The organism is Xanthomonas translucens pv. cerealis, assembly GCF_006838285.1.
In the GTDB taxonomy this organism is placed as follows: domain Bacteria; phylum Pseudomonadota; class Gammaproteobacteria; order Xanthomonadales; family Xanthomonadaceae; genus Xanthomonas_A; species Xanthomonas_A cerealis.
In genome coordinates, this window is record NZ_CP038228.1 from 2,649,599 (window position 1) to 2,673,444 (window position 23,846).

The 23,846-nt window shown below is 63.0% G+C and carries 22 protein-coding genes and 2 pseudogenes; 11 read left to right on the forward strand and 13 right to left on the reverse strand.

The window, feature by feature from the left end; translation table 11 throughout:
• The first annotated feature begins 157 nt into the window (after positions 1-157).
• From E4A48_RS11560 to E4A48_RS11565, 3 genes and pseudogenes are all read left to right on the forward strand, one after another.
• Positions 158-949 carry a site-specific integrase gene (locus tag E4A48_RS11560; RefSeq protein WP_260607943.1) on the forward strand — a complete coding sequence of 264 codons (792 nt, stop codon included), beginning with the start codon at positions 158-160 and terminating at the stop codon, positions 947-949.
• A gap of 60 nt (positions 950-1,009) precedes the next feature.
• Positions 1,010-1,164 (forward strand): annotated as a pseudogene (locus tag E4A48_RS21615) (integrase); the annotation flags it as partial.
• Positions 1,165-1,496: 332 nt separating this feature from the next.
• Entirely contained in the window at positions 1,497-2,012 is a 516-nt protein-coding gene (locus tag E4A48_RS11565; protein WP_142742451.1) for a hypothetical protein, read from the forward strand.
• On the opposite strand, the gene E4A48_RS11570 is transcribed toward E4A48_RS11565, so the two are convergent.
• From E4A48_RS11570 to E4A48_RS11580, 3 genes are all read right to left on the reverse strand, one after another.
• Positions 2,013-3,281: a hypothetical protein gene (locus tag E4A48_RS11570; protein WP_142742452.1), complete on the reverse strand. Its 1,269-nt coding sequence runs from the start codon at positions 3,279-3,281 to the stop codon at positions 2,013-2,015. It abuts the gene before it with no gap.
• A 9-nt stretch (positions 3,282-3,290) separates the two neighbouring features.
• Positions 3,291-4,382 (reverse strand): nucleoid-associated protein, encoded by a 1,092-nt coding sequence (locus E4A48_RS11575; protein ID WP_142742453.1) that lies wholly within the window; start codon positions 4,380-4,382, stop codon positions 3,291-3,293.
• Positions 4,383-4,652: 270 nt separating this feature from the next.
• A complete protein-coding gene (locus E4A48_RS11580; protein ID WP_142742454.1) occupies positions 4,653-4,988 on the reverse strand; it encodes a helix-turn-helix domain-containing protein in 336 nt (111 codons plus the stop codon).
• Positions 4,989-5,090: 102 nt separating this feature from the next.
• Here E4A48_RS11580 and E4A48_RS11585 point away from each other — a divergent pair, with 102 nt between their 5' ends.
• Genes E4A48_RS11585 through E4A48_RS11595 form a run of 3 tightly spaced genes read left to right on the forward strand, consistent with a single transcriptional unit; the run spans position 5,091 to position 6,608 of the window.
• Positions 5,091-5,867, forward strand: a complete 777-nt coding sequence (locus E4A48_RS11585) for a hypothetical protein (RefSeq protein ID WP_142742455.1) — start codon at positions 5,091-5,093, stop codon at positions 5,865-5,867.
• 49 nt (positions 5,868-5,916) lie between these two features.
• Entirely contained in the window at positions 5,917-6,231 is a 315-nt protein-coding gene (locus E4A48_RS11590) for a hypothetical protein (protein ID WP_142742456.1), read from the forward strand.
• Entirely contained in the window at positions 6,228-6,608 is a 381-nt protein-coding gene (locus tag E4A48_RS11595; protein WP_185910651.1) for a hypothetical protein, read from the forward strand. Before E4A48_RS11590 ends, E4A48_RS11595 begins: the two co-directional genes overlap by 4 nt.
• A gap of 149 nt (positions 6,609-6,757) precedes the next feature.
• Here the strand turns inward: E4A48_RS11595 and E4A48_RS21095 are convergent, their stop codons facing one another.
• The 3 genes from E4A48_RS21095 to E4A48_RS11615 form a co-directional block, all read right to left on the reverse strand.
• The gene (locus E4A48_RS21095; protein WP_260607944.1) at positions 6,758-7,093 is read right to left on the reverse strand and encodes a hypothetical protein; all 336 of its coding nucleotides are present in this window, start codon (positions 7,091-7,093) and stop codon (positions 6,758-6,760) included.
• Positions 7,094-7,514: 421 nt separating this feature from the next.
• Positions 7,515-7,919, reverse strand: coding sequence for an H-NS family nucleoid-associated regulatory protein (locus E4A48_RS11605; protein ID WP_142742457.1), 405 nt, complete (start codon positions 7,917-7,919; stop codon positions 7,515-7,517).
• 329 nt (positions 7,920-8,248) lie between these two features.
• Positions 8,249-8,983 (reverse strand): hypothetical protein, encoded by a 735-nt coding sequence (locus tag E4A48_RS11615; protein ID WP_185910652.1) that lies wholly within the window; start codon positions 8,981-8,983, stop codon positions 8,249-8,251.
• Between the two features lie 141 nt (positions 8,984-9,124).
• Between E4A48_RS11615 and E4A48_RS21100 the strand changes: the two are divergent.
• The 3 genes and pseudogenes from E4A48_RS21100 to E4A48_RS11625 all read left to right on the forward strand — a co-directional run.
• Positions 9,125-9,271, forward strand: a pseudogene (locus E4A48_RS21100) (DUF4236 domain-containing protein); the annotation flags it as partial.
• Between the two features lie 144 nt (positions 9,272-9,415).
• The gene (locus tag E4A48_RS11620) at positions 9,416-10,279 is read left to right on the forward strand and encodes a hypothetical protein (RefSeq protein ID WP_260608132.1); all 864 of its coding nucleotides are present in this window, start codon (positions 9,416-9,418) and stop codon (positions 10,277-10,279) included.
• Between the two features lie 73 nt (positions 10,280-10,352).
• Positions 10,353-10,610 (forward strand): hypothetical protein, encoded by a 258-nt coding sequence (locus E4A48_RS11625; protein WP_142742460.1) that lies wholly within the window; start codon positions 10,353-10,355, stop codon positions 10,608-10,610.
• Here the strand turns inward: E4A48_RS11625 and E4A48_RS11630 are convergent.
• The 3 genes from E4A48_RS11630 to E4A48_RS11640 are packed head-to-tail and all read right to left on the reverse strand — an operon-like array spanning position 10,607 to position 13,936.
• Positions 10,607-11,293 (reverse strand): hypothetical protein, encoded by a 687-nt coding sequence (locus E4A48_RS11630; RefSeq protein ID WP_142742461.1) that lies wholly within the window; start codon positions 11,291-11,293, stop codon positions 10,607-10,609. The two genes, E4A48_RS11625 and E4A48_RS11630, sit on opposite strands and share 4 nt — an antisense overlap.
• Before the next feature lie 2 nt (positions 11,294-11,295).
• Positions 11,296-12,042, reverse strand: a complete 747-nt coding sequence (locus E4A48_RS11635) for a nucleotide-binding protein (RefSeq protein ID WP_142742462.1) — start codon at positions 12,040-12,042, stop codon at positions 11,296-11,298.
• Positions 12,035-13,936 (reverse strand): site-specific integrase, encoded by a 1,902-nt coding sequence (locus tag E4A48_RS11640; RefSeq protein ID WP_142742463.1) that lies wholly within the window; start codon positions 13,934-13,936, stop codon positions 12,035-12,037. The genes E4A48_RS11635 and E4A48_RS11640 overlap by 8 nt, the downstream gene beginning before the upstream one ends.
• Positions 13,937-14,138: 202 nt before the next feature.
• Here E4A48_RS11640 and mutS point away from each other — a divergent pair, with 202 nt between their 5' ends.
• Positions 14,139-16,694, forward strand: a complete 2,556-nt coding sequence (mutS, locus tag E4A48_RS11645) for a DNA mismatch repair protein MutS (RefSeq protein WP_260607945.1) — start codon at positions 14,139-14,141, stop codon at positions 16,692-16,694.
• Between the two features lie 226 nt (positions 16,695-16,920).
• On the opposite strand, the gene E4A48_RS11650 is transcribed toward mutS, so the two are convergent.
• Positions 16,921-17,577 carry a glutathione S-transferase family protein gene (locus tag E4A48_RS11650; protein ID WP_039007218.1) on the reverse strand — a complete coding sequence of 219 codons (657 nt, stop codon included), beginning with the start codon at positions 17,575-17,577 and terminating at the stop codon, positions 16,921-16,923.
• A gap of 58 nt (positions 17,578-17,635) precedes the next feature.
• Positions 17,636-18,331, reverse strand: a complete 696-nt coding sequence (locus E4A48_RS11655) for a helix-turn-helix transcriptional regulator (protein WP_039007220.1) — start codon at positions 18,329-18,331, stop codon at positions 17,636-17,638.
• 427 nt (positions 18,332-18,758) lie between these two features.
• Here E4A48_RS11655 and katG point away from each other — a divergent pair, with 427 nt between their 5' ends.
• Complete coding sequence (katG, locus tag E4A48_RS11660; protein ID WP_142742465.1) at positions 18,759-21,005, forward strand: catalase/peroxidase HPI; 2,247 nt, start codon at positions 18,759-18,761, stop codon at positions 21,003-21,005.
• 737 nt (positions 21,006-21,742) lie between these two features.
• Here the strand turns inward: katG and E4A48_RS11670 are convergent.
• Both E4A48_RS11670 and E4A48_RS11675 read right to left on the reverse strand, forming a co-directional pair.
• Positions 21,743-23,035: a sensor histidine kinase gene (locus E4A48_RS11670; protein WP_142742466.1), complete on the reverse strand. Its 1,293-nt coding sequence runs from the start codon at positions 23,033-23,035 to the stop codon at positions 21,743-21,745.
• Positions 23,025-23,726: a response regulator transcription factor gene (locus E4A48_RS11675; RefSeq protein WP_039007227.1), complete on the reverse strand. Its 702-nt coding sequence runs from the start codon at positions 23,724-23,726 to the stop codon at positions 23,025-23,027. The genes E4A48_RS11670 and E4A48_RS11675 overlap by 11 nt, the downstream gene beginning before the upstream one ends.
• Positions 23,727-23,846: the final 120 nt, after the last annotated feature.

Consider the following 23,846-nt stretch of genomic DNA (forward strand, 5'->3'; position numbering starts at 1 on the left):
GCCTGATGGCCTTGTTGGGGGCTCCCTCCCTGACCTGTCGTTCGACCATTCGGTTGTTGAGCTACTCAAGACAGCCGGCCGACGACCACCACAGCCAACTCGAGCATCAGCGCCCTGTGCCCCCTCCAATTCTCTCTACCCTTTTCGGAGTTCCACCATGAGCATCACCAGCACGCCTACTGCCGACCTGCCCCCTATCCCCAGTCAACGCCCACCTGGCGGCAAAGCGGTAACCCGCTCCCGAGGCGATTTCGCTGCCTTGCTCTTGCGCCCCCAGTCCCGTCATCCGCGCGGGCGCCCGTTTACCGACAGCGAGGTCGCAACGATCTTCGCCTCTCCAAGCTACGAGCGATGGGCCACCGATCCGCTGCTTTACTGGGCCCCTGTGCTCGGACTGTGCATGGGACTTCGAGCATCGGAGGTGCTGTGCCTTTCAGTCGAGGACATCGTGGAGCAACACGGGGTGACTTGCATCGTGGGTTGGGAGCGCGCCGCCAAGCGCATAGAAGACCTCAATGCCTCCAGGCGCCGGAGTCGAAGGATGCGGCCCGCCTGGTCGATCCCCGTGCCACAAGTGTTGCTTGACGCCGGATTTCTGGACTACGTCGCAGCCATCAAAAGCAGGGAAGAGACAGAGCTATTTCCCGATAGCTCAGGGAAGCTCAAGCAGGACCGTGCAGCGTCGCTGAGGAGCAGGTTCACGCGATACGTGCGTTCACGCGGGATCAAAGACGGCGGATTTCCAGCCCTGCGCCAAACCTTTGGGCAGCGCATCGTGAAGGCTGATATCAGCAGAGCCCATCGCAAGATGCTCACCCGAGAGTCAGAGCGCCAGTTCCTAACGTTGAAGCAGTTCTTCCACCCAGTCTATCGGATGGACCGCTTCAAAATATCTCTGGATAGAAGCTGGGCAAGTGCACTGACCTTGCCACGCTTTGTTGGTAGGTAGAAGCTCCGGCGCGGCAGACCACCTTGATCACCGCAACACGGATCCCAGATAGCACGTTCCGTGTTGCGGAAGCACTACATGACCGGCGGGCCCGAGCGACCCGAGGCAAGCAGATCGAAGCCTTGGCGATATACCAGCCCAATGTGGAACTGCCGCGCTATCAGCGGGGGCAGTTCGCCAAGTGCTTGACCGATCCGAGCAAGTTCTACCCTTGAATATAGTTGCTGCTCCAAGGCTGCCGCCATGTCCTAGCCACGGGATTGGCGCCGAGCTCTACCAACGCGACGTGGCCCAAGAGGGGTTACCTTTATCATGAAGCACTCGCTGAGCAAGAAGGTGCCAGCGTGGTAGGATTTCCACCTACACAAGCGACACGATAGAATCCGAATGAAGCAGGCGCGGGCCTTGTAGTTATATCCGCTATCGGTTGAATTGCCGACGTATCAGGGGGAGAGTTCAAGGAGCGGCTGAGCAACAGGAACAAGCTCTGCCCGTGAGATTTCGTCTGTATCGATCGACAAGCTACGCATTCATTTAAGGATAAAAGATGAGCGAATTCAGGAATGATCTTGTTGGCGCTCTCGACGTCGCGCATGTGATTTGTGGTCTATTAATCGAGCATGACACTGCGAGGAACGGCTTTGAGGGTCTTCACAGCTGGCAAGGGGAAGCATTTAACGCAATCAAATACGAGGGTCGAATAGAGCGGATGGAGGATCATCTTAACGCTATTGCAGAACGAGATCTCGACAGCAAAACTGCTATTGATCTACTCAAATTCGAAATGCGGCACGTTCATAATTTTCTTGCTGGAATTCTCGCCAGCTGGAGGAGGTGGCGAAATAAGAAGGGTCAAAGACAGGAAATAGGAAGCGATGAGCAAAACTCACGAAACAATCGCGACCATCGCACTATTTCAGGCCTAAAAGGCAAATCAAAACGTGGATTGGAGACTCTGAAAATACTTTTCACAAGCCTAATTGCAATCTTGGCCGAGCTATTTCCTGGATTAAAGGCAATATTTGAGGTCGCCAAAGAAGGCATTGAGCATTTCACTACTTAGTCAGCCCTTCGTTAGTGCACGCGATTGAAAGAACGCAATTGCGCCCACGACGAGGAGGATGATAAGACCAATGCTTGGCAATGCCTTGGCACCAAATCGTAGGATGACCATCGCCACTGCGATAAGTGTTGGCAACCATGCCAGTGGATGGACCACCATGTGAACCTTTCGCAAGAAGGCTAACTGCTCAGCGAATCCTGCCTTCGCACTATCAATTGCTCCTTGCAATGCAGTCGGGTGCTTGCCAGAAGCGCTTTGAACGTCCGAGATCGAGAGATTGAATCCCGCCTCAACTCTGTTTGAGGCAAGACGCTGGTTGTGGAGGATGCCGCTCAGCAGTAGCGAAACCAACAACATGCCTAGGCAAAGCCCGGAGGCACTCCATACGTCCTCTGCTAGCCAGACTGCGGCCAAACCTCCTATCGACAAGGGCAGCGCCAGCATCTTCCCTGAGCTGTCACCCAGCACCGCAGCCATCCGACTTGCGTAATCAAGCTCAATCCGCGCCACATCCCCACGAAGCTTCTCAAAGGAAAACTTTTGGACATAACACTCAGCATTGAGCTCGTAAGCCATGACAACGTCCGACCATGAGTAGACCAAGTATTGGAACACCGGTTCAGGAGCATCCGGGCGCCGCTTAGCTAGAACGTTGGTGAGTGCGACACGGAAAAGCTGCTTATGCTCGTTGATATGCAGCCTGCCTTCCTCACTAGAAAAAAGCGCTTCTAATACTGAAATGTCCGGCTTCGGAGCAAGCAGGCACGCGCGTGTGATTCTTGTATCAATCTCGAACGTTTTTGGCCCTGCGTCGCCCGTTGCAGGAAGGACAAATAAGAGCTTCTTGGTGCTCGCCGACAACGACACAGTGTTCAAGGAAAGCTTGATCAAGCCACCAATCAACCTTCCCAAATGCAAGGCAGAAGTCAGCTCGGACGTTGGCTCTTCCGCACCGCCAAGGATGTCCTCTCTAATGAGATAGTAGTTACTTGGGACACCACCTGAACTCAGAATCTCCGACCCATCAACGAAGCCATAAACGTCTGCGTAAAATCGTCCGAACTCGTTCGAGGGCAGCTTCCACGTGAAGGACATTTGCCCATCATCTTCATGAGGACCGTCTTCGAAATACCCGAACTTCCTATCTATTGCCAGGCATTTTTGCACTTCAGTCGCAACCGCAGATGCCTGCCCGTCATAGGAAAACGCCCCCTCCTCCACGGAAGGCTTCCCAGCAGCACGATAAAGGCGAACTACGCTCTCAAACACGATTGATCCTTAGCCACGCTGATCCAGTGTTGCCTCGATTTTCTTTACAGTCTCATCCGGGAGGCGCCGAATCCTGAGCGATTTGTCGGCGCGATTGTAAATCAATGGCCCCTCCGTCTCACTAATTTCCGTATCTTCAAACGACAAACGCCACCCTTCCGCCTGAGCCGTTATCCGAGTGACAGATTTAATGTATTGAGCACTGACAACAAACGACTCCGGGACTTGGCCCTCATCGCCATTTAAGTATTCGCTCAAGCCTTCGGCGTGCTCAATCAATTCATCGCCCAGCGCTACACGGACCACTGCAACCAACGTTCCCACGCTCATAGTGGCCCCGTGCGGCAGGGCTGCCATGTGATCGATGACTGCTCTGCGCACTCTCTGGGTCTGAGACTTAATCTCTTTCTTCGAGGAGACAAACTTTCTAACTGCGTCGATTGCCGACTTGGTGGCGCGGCTCGATGACACCCCTTTTTCGCAACCTAGCGCATCAATGAAATACTTGGCCACCTCATTGCGTGCACCTTTATTGACGAAGCAGAGATAGGTCCTCTCTTCCTCGTCCGCATCGACATCAGCGGAGCCAGCACTTAAAGCCTGCTCATACCTCGCAAGATTGATACGTGCAGCCTGGTGCAGCTTCGACAAGTCCAGTTCACGGATATCCGTGGGAACCATGTCCGGCGACAAGCTCAAAGCCCCGCGTTCTTTTATCATCGCCACGAGCAGGAACGGCGTTGAGTTGACCTCGTAGAGCATAAAGAACACATAGCCGCCAGTCGACAGAAGCTCTTTTCCGGCAGCGGCCACAAGTTCCGCCATGGCTACCTCGGTCAGCGTCATGAATGTTGCCAAGTCGGAACTGGCAGTCAAATTCTCCACTGCACCTGGAAACTGACCCTCCCGGTTGTTCGATCCGAATTGGCCCCAGAATACGGTGCTACCGTCTCGCCCGACGAGACGTGACAGCTGCTGCGCCAGTGACTGAACCTGAGTGAGTGAAACGTCCAACGGACCAGGCGCGTGCCTGACTCGTGAAGTGTTGGACTGAGCCTCTTTTTCGAGAGAGTGAATTACCGCGAAAACCAGTCTATCCATAACTGCCTTGCCCCCTATTGGCTCAGGCGGCAATGGTATCACCCATACTTATGGATGCCCCGCGAGCGCTCTCCAAGGACTGATCAGCTGCAGAGGCTGAGACAGCATCCCCAATTGTGGGCGCGAAGCTGAGCCTCGCCAACAGCTAGGCTCCAATGCCTACTACTGATCCTGAACAGTCGAGTATCTTCCAGCCCTCCTTCCCGCGTTACTGAAAAGCGCCTCACAAGGGGTCTTCTGTGAGGAGGCAAAGCACTGCCTCGATTCAAGCTATGCCGGCGGGGAGGCCAAGTGGCTCTTGATTAGTTCAAGAACGCTCTTCTGGCGCTCAGCAGGCAATCGAGCAACCAGCAAGATGACTTCGGCCAGGACGTCTGAGCTGGCATGGAAATACGCCGGCGGCACTCCAAGCGCATCGCTCAACGCTGCCAGCGTTTCGTGGTCGGGTTCGCGCTCCCCTCGCTCATAGCGGGACAAGCGTGACGAGGCAGCTTTCTCGTTCATCCCCAACAGCGCTCCAAGTTCGACCTGCGACAAGCCCGCCACGCGCCGCGCCGCGCGCAAGCGACGGCCAAAGACGGAATTCGGAGGCAGGGATGCAGGCATGGAGATCTAACGTTGGGCTGATCTCCAAGTCTGCACCGACTAGCATCCTAACGCACTTATCTGCCAATATGGCAGATACATCCACACACGGCGCGAGGGTCTATGGCACTTCAGAAAAGGCGAGCATGGGCAGCATCTCTGGCATTGATATTGACCGTCCCTATTGCTGCCCGCGCCCAGGACACCCAAGACCAGAAGCCTGGCTTCTTCCGCCAGCTTGGCGGCAGCCTGAAGGACGCCGGCAAGCAGATGGTGGGCATCCAGCCGAACGCGGGGAGCAAGTCCACAGCCCAGGCCGGCAGTAGCGGCAGCGGTCCTCTCTATACGCCCCTCAGCGGCGCACGGAAGCTCCCCAGCCTCTTCAAGGGTGACAACCACCAGGCCGCGCAGGCAGGTCGCCTGGACTGGCCCCGGGCTGCACTGACGTTCACCGAGTGGGGCGAGAAGCTGCCTTGCTGGACGGTGGAAGCGCGTATCTGGACCGGCCCTGCCACCTCGAGCACCGAGACCTTCCTGGCCTGCGCCGACGCCCCGCTGACCGAGACGGACGATCTGGGCGAGACGGCCGAACTCAACACGTCGGCTCTCTGGAAAGGCCGGGACGCCCTCAACGGCATTCGCGTGCCGCCCAGCAAGGGGAACACCGGCGCGCAGCGGTCCACGGGTCCCAACCCGCCGGCGCAACCGTTCGTCGTCAACGTAAGCCGGCCTGGCGTCGCCGATCGCGCCGTCGACGTCGCCCTGCGGGTGGCCTGGGTCTCCGGGTTCATCCAGACCGCCGACCTGCACCCCGGCCCCTCGGGAATGCTGACGCCGTTCAAGGACACCCGGCTCTGGATCGCCGGCTTCAAGCCGGACGGCAACCGCGACAAACAGTAGTCCCTGACCTCGCCCGCCTTCCCCACCCATCCCTCATCAAAGGAACGACATGAAAAAAGCATGGATCGGCCTGGTCGCGTTGACCATGGCCTTGGGCCTCACCGCCTGCAGCGGCAAGCCGTCGGCCGACGACGCCAAGGAAGCGTTCGTCAGGCTGCTTCAGCAGAGTGGCGCTGGCCAGGTCACCGACATCCAGAACTTCGAACTCACCGGCTGCGTGGAAGCGGAGGGCGCGGACGGCTACCGCTGCGATACCCGCGGCCAGGCCCTGCTCAACATTGAGGGCCGGCAGGTGCCCGTCCCGCTGAGCAAGAACCTGCGCTATGCCAAGAGCGACGGCACCTGGAGGGCCTACGCGAAATGAAGACCAACCCTGACCCGATGGCCGGCACGCCGGCGGGTGCTGTGGCCGGGTTCCGTGGGGACGGCGCGCCACGCGCCGCTCCCAGGAAAGTCATGACGCCCCACAACCGGTTCTTCTGGTGGTTCTCGTGGAGCCTGCTCCTGCTCGGGCCGCTGGGCTTTATCGTCGGGCCGTTGATGGCCCGGCGGGGCCTGCGGAAAGCGGAGCGCCTCTACCCGCAAGAAGCCTATGCGGCTCGACAGCGCGACCAGGGGTTCACCGCTGGGCAGTGGTGGGTCATGACGCCGCTGGTCCTGATGGGAGCCTTCTGGGTCTTCTCGCTCCTGAGCGGGCTGCCGATGGTGTTGCTGGTGCTGTGGGTGCAGCTGACCAGTTGATTCCGATAGAGCATCCGCATCAAAAAAGCCCGGCCATCCGGGCTTTCTTTTTGCTCCATACCCTGCCCTTGTTGCACTGAGCGAAGACAGGGCTACAACCAAGACATTCTTGGAATGGAGCCTCCCCGGAACCTCGGCTGCCCTGCAGCTCAACCCGCGGCGGCTTCGTCGTTGACCAAGAGCAGCGGTTGCCCCGCGGCCGAGCCGATCGGCAAGCGCGATTCGGCGCCCGGGGTCACGACGATGACCGTGATGACGTCGTCCCGCGCCGAGTTGATTTGAACGAACTTGAGGCCTGCTTTTTCGAAAACATAGGCCTTGAACAGCGGGGAAAGGCTGACGTTTTTCTTGCCGGGAGGCACGCGCTCACCCATGCCCTCGATGATGTCGGCTGGGTTCATCACCTGGTCCGCCGCCTGGGCGACCTGTGAGAAGCCAGCAGCCAGCCCGGCCAATCCGAGCAATGCGCCAGAGAGGGTTTTCATCGTTCGTTCCTTGACGAGGACAGCGTTGCGAAAACGCTACTGCTGGCCAGATGGGCGGGCAAGCGCCAGCACGAGGACTGCTCAAAACGTCTACGAGGATAGACAGATGCTTCCGGCCGGCGGCCCTCCCCGTGCCTTCCCCTGCCCGGCTCAGGGACCTCCAAGCGTAAAAGCAAAGGCCTCGCATGCGAGGCCTTTGGTCGTCGGCGCTTGAGTGGAGGTTCTGGCCCCCGTCCCCCAACCATGGTGGGTGAAGTGGCCTGACGACGGAGACAGGTTGCCATGAGGAACGCGGACGTGCGATCAGTTGAAGCCTGACCGCAGCATCAGAAAACTCCTATGCAGAATCTGAAGTCCTCATACGGCACTGGCATTACTCCTGAGCTTTTTGCTTCGCCCATGCCGTTGCTCAAGCTTCTTCTCACCCGGGATACTTCGGGAACTTCTCGTCCGGGTGACTGGCCTTCCACTGCTTGTAAGCCGCGGTGCCCTCCCATGCCGTGAAGGCGCGCGGGGGACGACCCCGGCCGCTCCAGGTCTCGTGGGTATGGGGCAGCCAATACTTGGGGGCGACTTCCTTCTTGCCCTGGGCAGGGGCAGCCTTGCGGCCACGGCCCGGGCTGCTGGCGCCGATGGCGACTGCCAGTTCCGCCTTCTGCTTCGGGGTGAAGTGCTCGCTGTATTGGCTCAGTAGGCTCGTGATTTCCGCCACAGCGATGGCGGCCCGTTCTTGGCGGAGCGTTGCTTCTTGTTCTTCAAGCTTGCGGAGCTCTTCTTCGAGCTTGGCCTTGGCAGAGGTGATCGACTCCAACGTCTTCTTACTCATTCAGCTCATCGCCTGTTAGGAATATGGGTCTTCTCCCCGGAGCCAAGAGTTTAATTGAATTGGCCGTCAACACGCAGCGTCTTTCCTTTTGTCGGCCGCATGCAGCCACGCCATACAACCGCTTGGCATGGAGGCGCAGGGGGATGAGCGCGGTGCTGCATCTACGCAACACAGTTCGGGTGTAGCCACTGCGCTTCAATCTTTTCCAATGGCGGTGTTGGCGTGTCCGCCGACTCCAAAGGATTACGGGTCGACACCGGCCCCCGAGGCAACTACGTGCACATGGGAGCCGGCGGCAACTACTACTGCGCCACCATCCCCCTTTCGGACTACGAAATAGAGTCCACGTTCACCACAGCGTGATTGGAGCGCTTGTTCTTGGCGCGAGCATTGCTTAGCGGACCACCGCGCCGCTCTCTGTAGAGTCTTTGTGCCAGTTCTGGCACACGAACCTCCCTGCGGACCGGTGACCCGACCCACAGATCGTAGACGCAAGGGATTGCTGGGAAGAATCCGATAACCCAAGGAGCCCATTGCTGCCAATGCGCAACCGCAGCAATCGTGGAGCCAGGAACAAGCCAACCGAGCAGCGCAAGCAGGACAGCCGTCCATCCGGCCCGCACCGTCGAGTCCCAATGCGCCTCGTCTTCAGCGATTCGCGCCATCTGCTTCTCAACGTCCACCCGGCGCGAACCGTCGGGCGCATCAGCAAGCCATCGGTCGGCATCGGTCCACGTAACGTAAGTCGGGGAATCCGTGTCCCGGCGTTTAGGCGATACGCCGGGAATGCGCTGAACCCACTCGACCAGTAAGCCGAGCACCGACCGCAACAGCGGCAACAGCAGAGGGACCACGATCTTTACAACCGCACCGTAGGCCAGGACGACCAAGACGATGGCGGCAGGCCGATCAGATATCGTCGACCAACGAAGGTTCCAGACGTTAGTGCCTGTCGAGAAGACTAAAACCAGGTCTGCGAGGAGCACAAAGCCGAACAAACGCAGTTGCGCTCTGTAGTCGTGCGCTTTCTCGAGCAGATTCCATTTATCCGTATCAATGTTCAAAGACATCTCCCCTCGGTGTGCCGACTACTCATCTGATGCGCCGGATATCGGCGTTTCAAGCCAACTCTTGAGCAGCCATCTCAGAATGGGGACTGATCGTGCTATACAACCGTTCGGCATGGAGGCCAGGGGGGCCTAAGCATGGGACTGTATCTACGCAAGAGCATTCGGGTGGGGCCACTGCGCTTCAACCTATCCAAGGGTGGCGTCGGCGTGTCCGCTGGGTTCAAAGGGTTCCGGGTCGGCACTGGGCCTCGGGGCAACTACGTGCACATGGGCGCCGGAGGCATCTACTACCGCGCCACCATCCCTGCCGGATCCCCGAGCTCGAGTCCATCTTCACCACGTGGTCCCGCCCGCCCCGCTTTCGGAGCCCCGCCCTATCCGGCCCATACCAAGCAACCACCCGACTTTTCACATACGCATGGCCCGATGGTCGAGATCGACTCGGCCAACGCGACCACGATTGTGGACTCGTCCTCCCAGGCATTGCTGGAAGAGCTCAACGCCAAGAAGCAGAAATGGCGCATCTGGCCAGGCGTCGCCGTGGTTTCGGCGCTGGTGCTTCTGATTGCGGCCAGCAACGAAGCCCCGAACTGGGCATTGGTCATGCTGACCGCCTTAGGGATAGGAGTCATCATTGCGGCGCGCCAAAAGGATCAACTTCGGAAGACTGTGGTTTTGATGTATGAGCTGGACGAATCGATGGAGAAGTCCTTAGAGGCACTCCACGCAGGAGCGAATGCCCTGGCGTCGGCCAGCGCCACTTGGCATGTGTCCTCGCATGCAAAGGTGCTTGACCGGAAATACCATGCTGGGGCAGGAACCGTTGTCGAGCGAAAGCTGACACGATTTGTGTCGGCGCCACCTCCGTTTGTGCAGACCAACATCCAGACGATCGCTGTCAACGTCGGCACGCAAACGCTTCACTTCTTCCCAGACCGTGTCCTGATCTACGACGCAAACGGGGTCGGTGCGGTGAGCTACCAAGGCCTTCAGGTGCTCGTGTCTTCCACACGCTTCATTGAGGATGGTGGTGTTCCTCGAGACGCCACGGTGATCGATCGCACGTGGCGCTACGTCAACAAGAAGGGCGGCCCTGACCGCCGTTTCAAGGACAACCGGGAAATCCCAGTGTGCCAATACGAGGAGGTCGCTTTGCGCAGCGACACTGGTCTAAATGAACTACTACAGGTATCTCGGCTTGGCTCAGCCGCTGCTTTCGCTTCGGCCATCGCGACGCTGGGAAGAGTCATGCCGAAGGAAGTAGTGCGCCTCGCTGCGGGAGCTAGCTGAAGTTACGAGCACCGACGCCTTGACAGCGCCAAACCGGGTGTTAGAAAGATGCCCTCTAATCGAGGGCACCACAGTGAACGTTGAAGAGTTTTGGAATGCTGCCTTTCTAGCAGCATTGAGCCGTCTACCCGCCAAACAAGCAAAGAAGGAGGCCGATGTGGCTCTAGACCTGTGCGTCGGCCATTGGCAAGAGCACTACCACCACTGGGCACCTCAATACAAAACCCGCTGGCAAGAGCAACGGGTGGCAAATGTGCCAGCGCTCTTATCCGATGATGCTGCTCCCAGGAAGGCAGCACCTAAGAAGGCGGAGCGAAAGAAGGGAGCCTAACCTTTCTTCTTAGGGCTGGCCCAAGGCTTCCTCGGTGTAACACCAACAGTGTCGACCTCGCTTGGTGTTTTCAGCCGACGCTCCTCTAGCGTAAGGAACGAGGGTTGTGGCAGCGGCGCCTGAGTGACCTGATTTGATTTCACATCGGCCGTCGTCTGGGCTTCTGAGACAATCGCGGCCGGAGAGGTCGAGGCTGTGTATGAAGGCACTGGTGTCCCAAGCTTCGCTAGTGCCTCTTCCGCCGTCATCCCGGTGGTATAGACAGGACCTGGGGCAGACGCGATGTAGCGAATGGTCTCCCCACCCGGGAATTTCCGGAGTGGCCTGACCATGTTTCCATTTTGCAGATCAAAGAAGGCAGCAACCTCGGAAAGCTGGGTGTAGCCCGCCTGCTCCCATTCCTGCATCACTGACTCGGACTTCTCGGTCAAGATCTCAAAATCCTTCAAGACCTCCCCGCTTGGGCCGTGAACGCTCCCTTCAACGGGGATCGCCCGAACTTGCTTGTCAATGGAAACAATGATAAATCCGTCCGAGCCGGACTCATCATCGAAGAAAAAGACCACAACCTTTTCTTTTGACATATGGAGCTTCCTTTTCAAAAAAGCTATTTCAGCAATGGCACCCAGAATGCTCTCGAAGCGATCATCGCAGACAGAGCGCGCTGCCGTCGAACGTGACAACTTCAGAACCTGTCTCGGCAATCACCAGCAAGGTCGGGAAGGCGCGCAGCCAGATCCCGCGCCCGCTGCACTGAACGTTCATTCTGTAGCTGCGACATCAGTGTAGCCAGAGCTGTATTCATCTGTGCAGAAAACTCGTCGCGCGTTCTGCTGTTAGTCCATGGCAAAGTCAGCACGTCGCTGAGGGTGGCGTGCAATACCGACCCCAAAATTAAACCTTGATTGAGGATTGTCTCAGGCACCGTCAGAACGTGGCCAATGACCAGACCATCCAAGAGAATCCAGTCGTGGGAAGTCTCCAAGCACTCCTTCGCTGTCTCCAGCGCAAGGATACGGCCAGCTCTCTTCGTCATTCGAGCCACCTGCTCCCGAAGCGCCCGAATTTCGAGCTCCATTTCAAGCTCCCGAGCCCGCTGCTTATAAAGCTCCAACTCGTCGACCAGAAGGCGTTGTTTCACCGTTTTGCCCGTTCGAGCTGTCTGCCACTCCTGCAGGTCGACGAACAGATAACGGACGTGCTGGTTAGCTCCGCCCTCATTGTTCCCCGCCCCTTTCTGAAACGCAGGCCCCAGGGGCGGCGTCCGCCGACGCCACTGTCCGAGCGTGTCCACGTGGACCCCCAGAAACCGGGCCGCCGCCTTGCTGCTCACGGATGGGGTCAGGCCGGCCTTGGCCCGTTCTAACTCCCTGTCCAATGCAGCATCGGCAAGCGCGCGGTATTCCTCCTCGCTGCGAACGACCTCAATCATCCAGCGCGATCCTTCGGTTCCTAGTAGCAAAGATAGTAACGGGTTCATCGTTCACCTCGTCCAAGCGCGGTCGATCCGTCCCCTTGAGCCTGTTCCACACCCTTGGACTCATGGCGATCATGCTCTCCTCCACACGCGCCATTGCCTCCCGGAGCTTGGACCACTCCTGCTCGGTGTAGCGTTCGGAGACCGCAGCCATGCGATCCGTCCCGAGCCCGGGCGTATGGTGGTGAAGCAGCTGCGATACGATCCGGCTTTCGCCGAACAGCAGCGCTGCGTAGCGGCCCAGAGTTCGCCGGAAATCGTGTGTAGTCAGCCCGATGTCGACTTCGGCCCGCACATCCACGAGCCCAGCATCCCGGCGGACGTTTGCAACAATCGATTTGCTGTCGGAATAGTGGCCCGTCTTGCTGTGATGGGATCTGGCAGGGAACACGAAGGCCGACCGCGCCAGTGAGCGGCGCGTCCGCTCGACTTCTTCCCCCAGTCTCACCAGCAACTCGTTGCCGGCACCTTTGGACTTGCCCGCCTTCAACAATGCCTCGTTGTCCGCGAGCTTCCTTTGCGCTTCAACTGCATCGACGCGTTCATCGAACCGACGCTCCAACACCTTTTGTGCGAAATACGTCACCGGCAGATAGCGCTCTTCTCCACTCTTCGTATCGAACAAGTAGACCTGCGAACCCGCCCGACGGGTGTAGGGATTCACCTCGTCCGGCCCGGCCAGCCAGACCCAGGACACCTCCGATTGCCGCAACTCACCTGGCGAGCACCGGTCGAACCACCGAAGCTGCGCAGCCTCGCTGCGGCGCGTGCCCCACAGCAGGGTCAGCAGCAAGTAGTCCGCCCCAGTGGCATTCAAGCCGCCCTGTTCGTCCCGCCGAGCGAGAATCACTTTCAGCACCTTGGGCAGCGTGTCGTCGCCCAACGGGTTCCGAACCTCGGCCCGCTCGTAGTGCCGGCGGAGCTCCTGGGCGTCCCGGAGCATGTCGTCGTCGTGAATGACCTGGAACGGGTTGTAGCGCAGCACGGGCTCTCGTTGCTCTCGGGCAGCCGCCTTCCGTTCGCGCTTGAGCACCAAGTCAACGGCCCGCTTGGCATCGGTGAACGAATGTTCGGTCGAAGCCCGCCCAGCCGCTTTGACCCGCTGAAGGTATCGACCGCTGATCCCCAGAGCCTCCAGTTGCTGCGTGGAAAGCTCCGCCCAGTCGGAATGGTCGGCCAAGGCCGTCCGCATCGCCGTCGGAATCCGATTGGACCGAACCATGGACGACCGCCGCAGGTTGTCGAAGGCTTCGTGGATGTCCCGGTCCGTCAGCCGGAGGATGGCTTTGTCGGCCAGTCCGACTTCAGCGCGCGAGAACCGCGCCAGGCTGTCCTGAACCGCTCGGACGCTGGCCGGCTTGGCCTTCTTGTTGCGGACCTTCTTTTCGAGGTCTTCGATATAGGCGGCAAAGCAATCGGCCAGGGTGACCCCTTTAAGCTGAAGCAGCTGCTCGCTGCGAGCCTCCTGCCGAGACGGGTGCTCGCCCGTCTCTCGGACCACGGCCAACTTCTGCCGGGCCAGCTCGTAGGCCTGCTCGGGCCCCATGTCAGTCACGCTTCCCACCGAGAACCGCCGAACGCCTGAGGGCCCTCGAACCACGACCTCGTAGGTCGTGCGGGTGCTGCCAACATAGAAGCCGAACCCGGTAGGGGCACCCTGGTTGCCGTCCAAAACCCTATAGGGCTTCCCCGCCTCTGCGGCGGGGCGTGGAGCGATGACCGGCCTCCCCTGCTTGCCTTCGACCGGGCCCTTGGCCACGCTCAGTTCGCAGATTTGCCGGTAGCTCAGCTTAAACTTGGTGCCTCGGCGACGCAGGGCAGTCGCCTCCGTCGCAACAACCGTATCCATGGTCGATCCGCTTTGTGTCCGTCGCAACATCGATTTGATCCCGTTTGAGTGACCGCCGCAACCGCGGCGCAACAAAGAACACCGTTACTTGCCGCCAGTGACCCGCATCGACAGCCACATCCCGTAAGGACGTTTCTTGCAAACCGCTGATTCCAAAGTGAAATCCTCGTCTGATAAGGCGACTTCTGAGCACACCCCGCTCATGAAGCAGTTCTTCGCCGCAAAGTCCGAGTACCCGGACCTGCTGCTGTTCTTCCGCATGGGCGATTTCTACGAGCTGTTCTACGACGACGCGCGCAAGGCCGCGCGCTTGCTTGACATCACCCTCACCCAGCGCGGCAGCTCCGGCGGCGCACCGATCCCGATGGCCGGGGTGCCGGTGCATGCCTACGAAGGCTATCTGGCGCGGCTGGTGGCGCTGGGCGAGTCGGTGGCGATCTGCGAGCAGATCGGCGATCCGGCGCTGGCCAAGGGCCTGGTCGAGCGCAAGGTGGTGCGCGTGGTCACCCCGGGCACGGTCACCGACGAGGCGCTGCTCGACGAGCGCCGCGACACCTTGCTGATGGCGATCGCGCGCAACAAGCACGGCTACGGCCTGGCCTGGGCCGATCTGGCCGGCGGCCGCTTCCTGGTCAACGAGGTCGATAGCGAGGACGCGCTGGAAGCGGAGCTGGCGCGACTTGAGCCGGCCGAGCTGTTGGTGCCCGACGAGGACCAGTGGCCGGAGTTCCTGCGCGAGCGCCGCGGCGTGCGCCGCCGCGCGCCATGGCTGTTCGACGCCGACAGCGGCCGCCGCCAGCTGTTGAACTTCTTCCAGTTGCACGATCTCAGCGGCTTCGGCATCGACGACAAACCGCGCGCCACCGCCGCCGCCGGCGCCCTGCTCGGCTACGTGGAGGAAACGCAGAAGCAGCGCCTGCCGCACCTGACTGCGATCGCGATGGAAACCGCGGCCGAGGCGATCGCGATGAACGCCGCCACGCGCCGCCATCTGGAGCTGGACACGCGGGTGGACGGCGACACCCGCAATACCTTGCTCGGCGTGCTCGACAGCACGGTCACGCCGATGGGCGGGCGCCTGCTGCGGCGCTGGCTGCATCGCCCGCTGCGCCTGCGCGAGGTGCTGGTACAGCGCCACCATGCGGTCGGCACGCTGATCGATCGCGGCGCCGATGCCGATCTGCGCGATGCGTTCCGCGCGCTCGGCGACATCGAACGCATCCTCACCCGCGTGGCGCTGCGCTCGGCGCGGCCGCGCGATTTCTCCACGCTGCGCGACGGCCTGGGTCTGTTGCCGGCGGTGCGCACGATCCTGGCGCCGCTGGATTCGCCGCGGCTGGCGGCGCTGGCCGCGGAACTGGGCCAGCACGACGAGATCGCGCACCTGCTGGCCTCGGCGATCGCCGAGCAGCCGCCGCTCAAGCTCAGCGACGGCGGCGTCATCGCCGCCGACTACGACGCCGAACTGGACGAACTGCGCCGGCTCAGCACCAACGCCGACCAGTTCCTGATCGACCTGGAAGCGCGCGAGCGCGCCAGCAGCGGCATCGCCACACTGAAGGTCGGCTACAACCGCGTGCACGGCTACTACATCGAGATCAGCAAGGGCCAGGCGGACAAGGCGCCGGTGCACTACACGCGGCGGCAGACGCTGACCAACGCCGAGCGCTACATCACCGAGGAATTGAAGAACTTCGAGGACAAGGTGCTGTCGGCGCGCGAACGCGCGCTGTCGCGCGAGAAGCTGCTGTACGAAGCCTTGCTGGACACGCTGGGCGATCGCCTGGAACCGCTCAAGCGCGCCGCCGCCGCGCTCAGCGAACTGGATGTGCTGGCCGGCTTCGCCGAGCGCGCGCAGGCGCTGGACTGGGCGCAGCCGGAACTGGAAAGCGCGCCATGCCTGCGGATCGAACGCGGCCGCCATCCGGTGGTGGAAGCGGTGCGCGAGCAGCCGTTCGAACCCAACGACCTGGATCTGCATCCGCAGCGGCGTATGCTGGTCATCACCGGCCCGAACATGGGCGGTAAATCCACCTACATGCGCCAGAACGCGTTGATCGTGCTGCTGGCGCACATCGGCAGCTACGTGCCGGCCACGCGCGCGGTGATCGGCCCGATCGACCGCATCCTGACCCGCATCGGCGCCGGCGACGACCTGGCGCGCGGGCAGTCCACCTTCATGGTCGAGATGGCCGAAACCAGCTACATCCTGCACCACGCCAGCGCGCAGTCGCTGGTGCTGATGGACGAAATCGGCCGCGGCACCTCCACCTACGACGGCCTGGCCCTGGCCGACGCGGTGGCGCGCCACCTGGCCCACCACAACCGCTGCTACACCTTATTCGCCACGCATTATTTCGAGCTGACCGCATTGGCCGACGAATCGGTCGAAGGCGGTGCCAGCGGCATCGCCAACGTGCACCTGGACGCGGTCGAGCACGGCGACAAACTGGTGTTCATGCACGCGGTCAAGGACGGCCCGGCCAATCGCAGTTTCGGCCTGCAGGTGGCGGCGCTGGCCGGCCTGCCGAAAAGCACGGTCGCGCAGGCACGGCGGCGGCTGGCGGAACTGGAGCAGCGCGGCGGCGAGAGCCACGCCTCGCAGATGGCGCCGCAGGCGTTGGACGCGCCGCAGCAGTTCGGCTTGTTCGCCGCCGCCCCGTCGGCGGCGCAGGACGCGCTCGCGGCGCTGGACCCCGACGAGCTGACGCCCAAGCAGGCACTGGAAGCCTTGTACCGGCTCAAGTCGCTGCTGTAGCGGGGCGCGTCTTCAGCTCCTCTCCCACCGCGAGAGGGGTTGGGGTGAGGGTCCGGCGCGAAAGCGGCTCGCGGAGTTTCGGTGCACGAGGCTGCGCCCGTACCCTCATCCGGCCCTGCGGGCCACCTTCTCCCGAGGGGAGAAGGGAACAGCGGGCGCGCGTAGCCCCTCTTCCAACGGGAGAGAGGTTCCGCGCAACCGCTGGCAGACTTCGTTTCCCTAACCGCTAGACGCTAGCCGGCGCCACGCTCGCCGGCATGCCCGGGTGCGGATGCGCCGCGATCAACGCATCGTCGATCGCAGTGGCACGCAGCGCCGCAGGCCTGGCGGCATGCCGTTGCGCGAAGGCGACGAATGCGGGACGCGGCTCGAGCAGGCCGCTGCGCAGGTAGTACCCCAGGCATGCGGCGGCATACAGATCGGCCGCGCTGAAATGGTCGCCGGCCAGGTGTTCGCGGCCCGCGACCGCCTGTTCCAGGGTCTGCAACAAGTCGGCCTCGCGGCCATAGCCTGCGCTGCGTGCCGGTGCCAGCGCCCCGCCCTCCTTCGCGGTCAACAGTCCCTCGACCGGGCCGGCCAGAAAGAACAGCCAGCGATAGTAATCGGCGCGTGCCGGCGATCCCTGCAGCGGCGCCAGGTGCCGCTCCGGTACCAGATCGGCCAGGTAGGCGCAGATCGCCGCGTTTTCGGTGACCACGGCGGCGCCGTGGCGCAGCGCCGGCACCTTGCCCATCGGGTTGATCGCCAGATAGGCCGGCGCCTTCATCGTGGTGCCGTAATCGAGGATCTGCGCGCTGTACGGCAGGCCGGTTTCCTCCAGCATCCAGCGGGCGACGCGGCCGCGCGACAGGGGATGGGTGTAGAGCACGATCTCGGTGGACATGGGCAGACTTCCTTGGTGGACAGCCTGCAGTGTGGTCGCGCCCTGCTGACAGGTGCTGTCAGTAGTCGGCGCCATAGCCGGTGGCGGCGCGCCAGCGCTTGATCAGCAGATGCCGGCGCGAGGGATAGCGCTCGCCGTCGTCGGCCAAGGCCAACACCCGGTCGGCGCGGAAGTGGCGAAAATCGCGGCGCAGTTCGCACCACGCGGCGATCATGCCGTAGCCGCCGAAGAAGGCCATCGCAAACGGCCAGATCAACCGTTGCGAGGCCGCGCCGTTGGCATCGGTGTAGTCCATGCGCAGCACGTGCTCGAGGCGGATGCCATGGCGCAGCACTGGCAGCCACGGCGCCGGCGGCGGCACGTCTGTGGCGGCCGGCACCAGCAGTCCGCTGGTCTCGATCGACAGGCGCAGATTGCCGGGCAGCGTCGCGGCGATCCGCGCCACCGCGCGCTGCGCTGCCTGCGCCAGTTCCGGATCGGCCTGGCGCGCCACCCAGCGCGCGCCCAGGGTCAACGCCTCCAGTTCGTCCTCGGTGAAATTCAGCGCCGGCAGCAGGAAGCCGGGCCGCAGCACGTAGCCGACGCCGGGGTCGCCAAGGATGTCGGCGCCCTGCACGCGCAGGGTCGCGATATCGCGGTACAGCGTGCGCAGGCTGACCCCCAGTGCGGTGGCGAGCTGGGCACCGGCCACCGGCCGCCGGCGCCCGCGCAAGGCGTCGAGCAGGTGCAGCAGACGGGTCGCGCGGATGGCCATTGCGACAGGATAGTGGGCTTTGCCTTTTCCGATCGCTGCCGTGCGGGTTCGCCGTCGCGCTCCACAATGTTTCCGATGCGCCAGGCACGCGCATGCGGCCGATCGCCGATCTCCACAGCGGCACACGACGCACGCCTGCGCGCCGTCATTCATCCAGTACCACGATCCACCGGCGCGATCCGGTCAAAACGCGGACACTCTCTGCGGCGATCCTCGAACCGCCTACGCACCGCCAACCCATAGATATTTCCTATCGATCCCGTAGGATCATTCGAATTCCCTAATGTAATGTCCCCGCCTATCGTGTCTACCAATCGCCGTGCGCCATGCTTGCATTCGTTGCATCCTTGCGCCCGGCCCCGCAATCACGCGCACCGTCCGACCACGGCGCGCGGCCACCCCGCGTCCATCAAGGTAGCCCCTAGCCATGACCAGCGAATCGAAGTGCCCGTTCCACAGCGCCGCCAGCAGCGGTACCACGAACAAGGACTGGTGGCCGAGGCAGTTGCGCGTGGACCTGCTCAGCCAGCATTCGTCCAAATCCAATCCGCTGGGCGAGACGTTCGATTACGCCAAGGCCTTCAACGCGCTCGATCTGCAGGCGCTGAAGCAGGACCTGCATGCGCTGATGACCGATTCGCAGGATTGGTGGCCGGCCGACTTCGGCCACTACGGCCCGTTGTTCGTGCGCATGGCCTGGCATAGCGCCGGCACCTACCGCACCGGCGACGGCCGCGGCGGCGGCGGCCGCGGCCAGCAGCGCTTCGCCCCGCTCAACAGCTGGCCGGACAACGTGAGCCTGGACAAGGCACGGCGCCTGCTGTGGCCGATCAAGCAGAAGTACGGCCAGGCGATCTCCTGGGCCGACCTGCTGATCCTCACCGGCAACGTCGCGCTGGAATCGATGGGCTTCAAGACCTTCGGTTTCGCCGGCGGCCGCGAAGATACCTGGGAGCCGGACCAGGACGTGTACTGGGGCCGCGAGAACACGTGGCTCGGCGGCGACGAGCGCTACGCGCGCGGCTCGCCGGGCGTGGAGGAAACGCATGGCGTGCTGGTCATGGACGACAACAGCGAAGTGCGGCATAGCCGCGATCTTGAGAACCCGCTGGCCGCGGTGCAGATGGGCCTGATCTACGTCAATCCGGAAGGCCCGGACGGCAATCCCGATCCGCTGCTCGCCGCCAAGGACATCCGCGACACCTTCGCGCGCATGGCGATGAACGACGAAGAGACGGTGGCGCTGATCGCCGGCGGCCACACCTTCGGCAAGACCCACGGCGCCGGCCCGGCCGACCACGTCGGCGCCGAACCGGAAGCCAGCGACCTGGGCGCGCAGGGCCTGGGCTGGCACAACAGCTTCGGCAGCGGCAAGGGCAGCGACACCATCACCAGCGGCCTGGAGGTCACCTGGACCACCACCCCGGCGCAATGGAGCAACGATTTCTTCGAACACCTGTTCCAATTCGAGTGGGAGCTGAGCAAGAGCCCGGCCGGCGCGTACCAGTGGGTGGCGAAGAACGCGCAGGCGCTGATCCCGGACGCGCACGATACGACGAAGAAGCACCTGCCGACCATGCTCACCACCGACCTGGCGCTGCGCTTCGACCCGGCCTACGCGGCGATCTCGCGCCGCTTCCTGGAACACCCCGAGCAGTTCGCCGATGCCTTCGCCCGCGCCTGGTTCAAGCTGACCCATCGCGACATGGGGCCGCGTGCGCGCTACCTCGGCGCGGACGTACCGGCCGAAGAACTGCTGTGGCAGGATCCGATCCCCGCGCTGGATCACGCGCTGGTCGATGCGCAGGACATCGCCTCGCTGAAGCAGACGCTGCTCGGCTCGGGCCTGAGCATCGCGCAACTGGTCTCGACCGCGTGGGCCGCGGCATCCACCTTCCGCGGCTCGGACAAGCGCGGCGGCGCCAACGGCGCGCGCATTCGCCTGGCGCCGCAAAAGGACTGGGAGGTCAACCAGCCCGAACAGCTGGCGCAGGTGCTGTCCGTGCTGGAGCGCATCCAGGCGCAGTTCAACGGCGCGCAGCGTGGCGGCAAGAAGATCTCGCTGGCCGACCTGATCGTGCTTGGCGGTGCCGTCGCGGTCGAGCAGGCGGCCAAGAATGCGGGACACACGCTGACCGTGCCGTTCGTGCCGGGGCGCATGGATGCCACGCAGGCGCAGACCGACGTCGAATCGTTCGCCGTGCTGGAGCCGATCGCCGATGGCTTCCGCAACTACAGCAAGCGCCGCTACGCGGTACCGGCCGAGGCGCTGCTGATCGACAAGGCGCAGTTGCTGACCCTGACCGCACCGGAGATGACCGTGCTGGTGGGCGGGCTGCGCGTGCTCGGCGCCAATGGCGGGCAATCGGCGCACGGCGTGTTCACCAAGCGCAGCGACACGCTGAGCAACGACTTCTTCGCCAATCTGCTGGATATGAGCATCGAGTGGAAAGCGACATCGGACACCAGGGAGGTGTACGCAGGCCGCGACCGCGCCAGCGGCGAACAGAAGTGGACCGGCACGCGCGCGGACCTGGTGTTCGGTTCCAACTCGATCCTGCGCGCGCTGGCAGAGGTGTACGCCAGTGCCGATGCGCAGGAGAAGTTCGTGCAGGACTTCGTCGCTGCATGGAGCAAGGTGATGCAGCTGGATCGTTTCGATCTGGCGGCGTGAGCCCGGCGGCAGGCCGGGCATCGCCAAGACGGCTGGGCGCATCGTAGAGTGACTTCAGGGCAGCTCGAACAACCCGTAGTTTCATCACGATGAGCCGCCAAGACGCAGCAGAGGCGCGTCTTGGAGACGATGGCAGTGCATCGCCGGGTTGCTGGATGGCATCGATGTCCCGCGTGCGACGGCAGCTGCAGCCGATCGCGCCGGCACAATCCCTCGCCAAGCAGATGCTGCGCAGGCATTTGCCGCACTGCTGCGGCAGCCGCGCGAACAGGTGTTCGCCGAAGACCCGGTCCTTGGCAAGCCGGCGTTGCGGCGCTGCGTTGCGGCTTGCGCGCGCCGCTGTCGGACGGCCCCGCGCTCGGCGGCAATGCGACGCGATCCACTCCGCGCAAACCGGGCTGCTGCGACAACGCAATGCAGTCGAAGGCATGGCCATCGCTTTGCAAGGTCCGCACCACGGTCACGCCGTTGTAGCGGTTGTAGAGATAACGCTGCATCTGCGCGAACGCGGCACGATCCCACGGCACGCATCACCGACATGATCGCTCTCTAACCGCTGTTGACGAGGTTGCAGCATAGACAGGGCGATCGGTCTCGAATTGTCGCCATTGGCCGGCCTGAACGGGAAAAATCCCAGTGGCGCAGCTGTCGCAGCAAGTAGACAGTCGGTCGCGCTGGCGATGTTGCGATCGTTGCGGGCGGCGCGCTGTGTACACGCGTGCGCCCGCCAGCGCGCGCTACGCCGCGCTGCCGTGTTTCAATGCCGGACGCAGATCCAGCGTCGCCCGTGTGCCCTGCCCCGCGTCCGAATCCAGTTGCAGCGACCAGCCCAGGTGCTCGCACAGGCGCGCGATCAGGTCCAAGCCGATGCCGCTGCCCTCGCGGCCGCCGCCGCGGGCCATGCGCATGTAGATCGCGCTGATCTCCTCAGGCGCCATGCCGTGGCCGGGGTCGTCGATGCGCACCACGCCCGGCGCCGGCATCGCGATGTGGATGACGCCCTGGTCGCTGTTCTCGATCGCGTTGCGCAGCAGGTTGCCGATCGCCGCCTGCACGATCGCCAGCGGCGCCAGCACCTCGCACGGCGGCAACGGCGCCAGCGCCAGTTCCAGGCGCTTGTCGGCGCACAGGTGGCGATGGTCCTCGATGATGTCCGGCAACAGCTGGTCCAGCCGCACCAGGTCGCTGCCGCGCGCTAGCCGCGCCGGATCCTTGGCCAGCACCAGCAGCAATGAGATCAGTTGGCCGACGCCGCTGGCGGTGCGGCGGATGCGCAGCAGCTGGTTGCGCGCGCTGGGCGGGATGTCGGACTGCTCCAGCGCCAGTTCGGCGGCGCCGCCGATCACCGCCACCGGCGTGCGCAATTCATGGCTGGTGCTGTCGATGAAGGCGCGCTCGCGCTCGACGAACAGGTCGTTGCGCAGCAGGTAGTCGTTCAACGCATCGGCGATCACCACTTGTTCGGCGCTGGCGCGCGGATGCACGTCGATGCGCTGGCCCGGCCGGTCCGGGCGCAGGCTGCCGATGCGTTGCGCCATGTCGGTGAGCGGCTGCACCACCCGGCCCAGGCCCCAGGCCACCAGCGCGCCGAGCAGCAGCACCGCGATCACGTTGGACAGCAGCATCCACAGCGCCAGGTTCTCCTCGTGCTTCTGCAGCTCGGTGATGTCCAGCGCCAGCGCCAGGCGGCGGCCGTGCACGTCCTGCACCAGCACCACCTTGTCGCGGCCTTCCAGCGGCACGTCGTCGTGCAGGCCCGGCGCCAGCGCCGCCACCGTCGGCGGCAGCGGCTCGCCGCCCTCGTCGCCGTACAGGCTCACGGTGCGGGTATCGATCCAGCGGTAGTCCGGATCGACCGCGCTGCGCGCCAGGAAGTGTTCCAGTTCCGAACTCAGCAGCGAATGCCAGGTCAGCTGTTCGGCCTGGTCGTTGACGATGTAACCGTGCACGAACACCGCCAGCGACAGCAGCGCCGCATAGCCGACCAGCCACAGGGTGATGCGCTGACGCAGCCCGGTCCTACGCGGCATGCTCTTGCTCGTGCGGGTCCATCAGCGCAAGCCGGTAGCCGATCCGCGGCAGGGTGTGGATCAGCTTGGTCGCGAACGGGCCATCCACGCTGCGCCGCAGGTCGTAGATATGCGAGCGCAGCATGTCGCCATCCGGCGGCTCGTCGCCCCATAGCGCCTGCTCCAGGCGATCGCGGGTGACCGCAGCCGGGCTGGCCTGCATGAGCACTTCCAGCAGCTTGCGGCAGGCCGGATACAGGTGCAGGGTGCGGCCGCCGCGGGTCGCCTCCAGCGTGCCCAGGTCAAGTTGCAGGTCGCCCACGCGCAGCAACTTGCTGCGGCCGCGGCCGTTGGCGCGCAGCAGCAGCGCTTCCAGCCGCACTTCCAGTTCCGGCAGCGCGAATGGCTTGGTCAGGTAGTCGTCGGCACCGGCGCGGAAACCGGCGATCTTGTCCGGCAGTTCGTCGCGCGCGGTGAGCATGATCACCGGCACTTCGGCGTGGTGCTGCTCGCGCATCGCGCGCAGCACCTGCGGCCCGTCCAGGCGCGGCAGCATCCAGTCCAGGATCACCGCGTCGTAGTGCTGGGTGGTAGCCAGGTGCAGCCCGGTGACGCCGTCCGGCGCCGCGTCCAGGGTGTGGCCGCGCACCTCGAAGTAATCGAACAGGTTCGCGACCAGGTTCCGGTTGTCCTCTATCACCAACAGCCGCATGGCACTCGCTCGCATTCCAGGACGCCGGGGGGATGACGCCATGCTAGCGGATGCGCGTCGGAACACGGTCGGAATACGGCGTATTGATCGAATCTGGATGAAACCTGGACGCAACCCGCA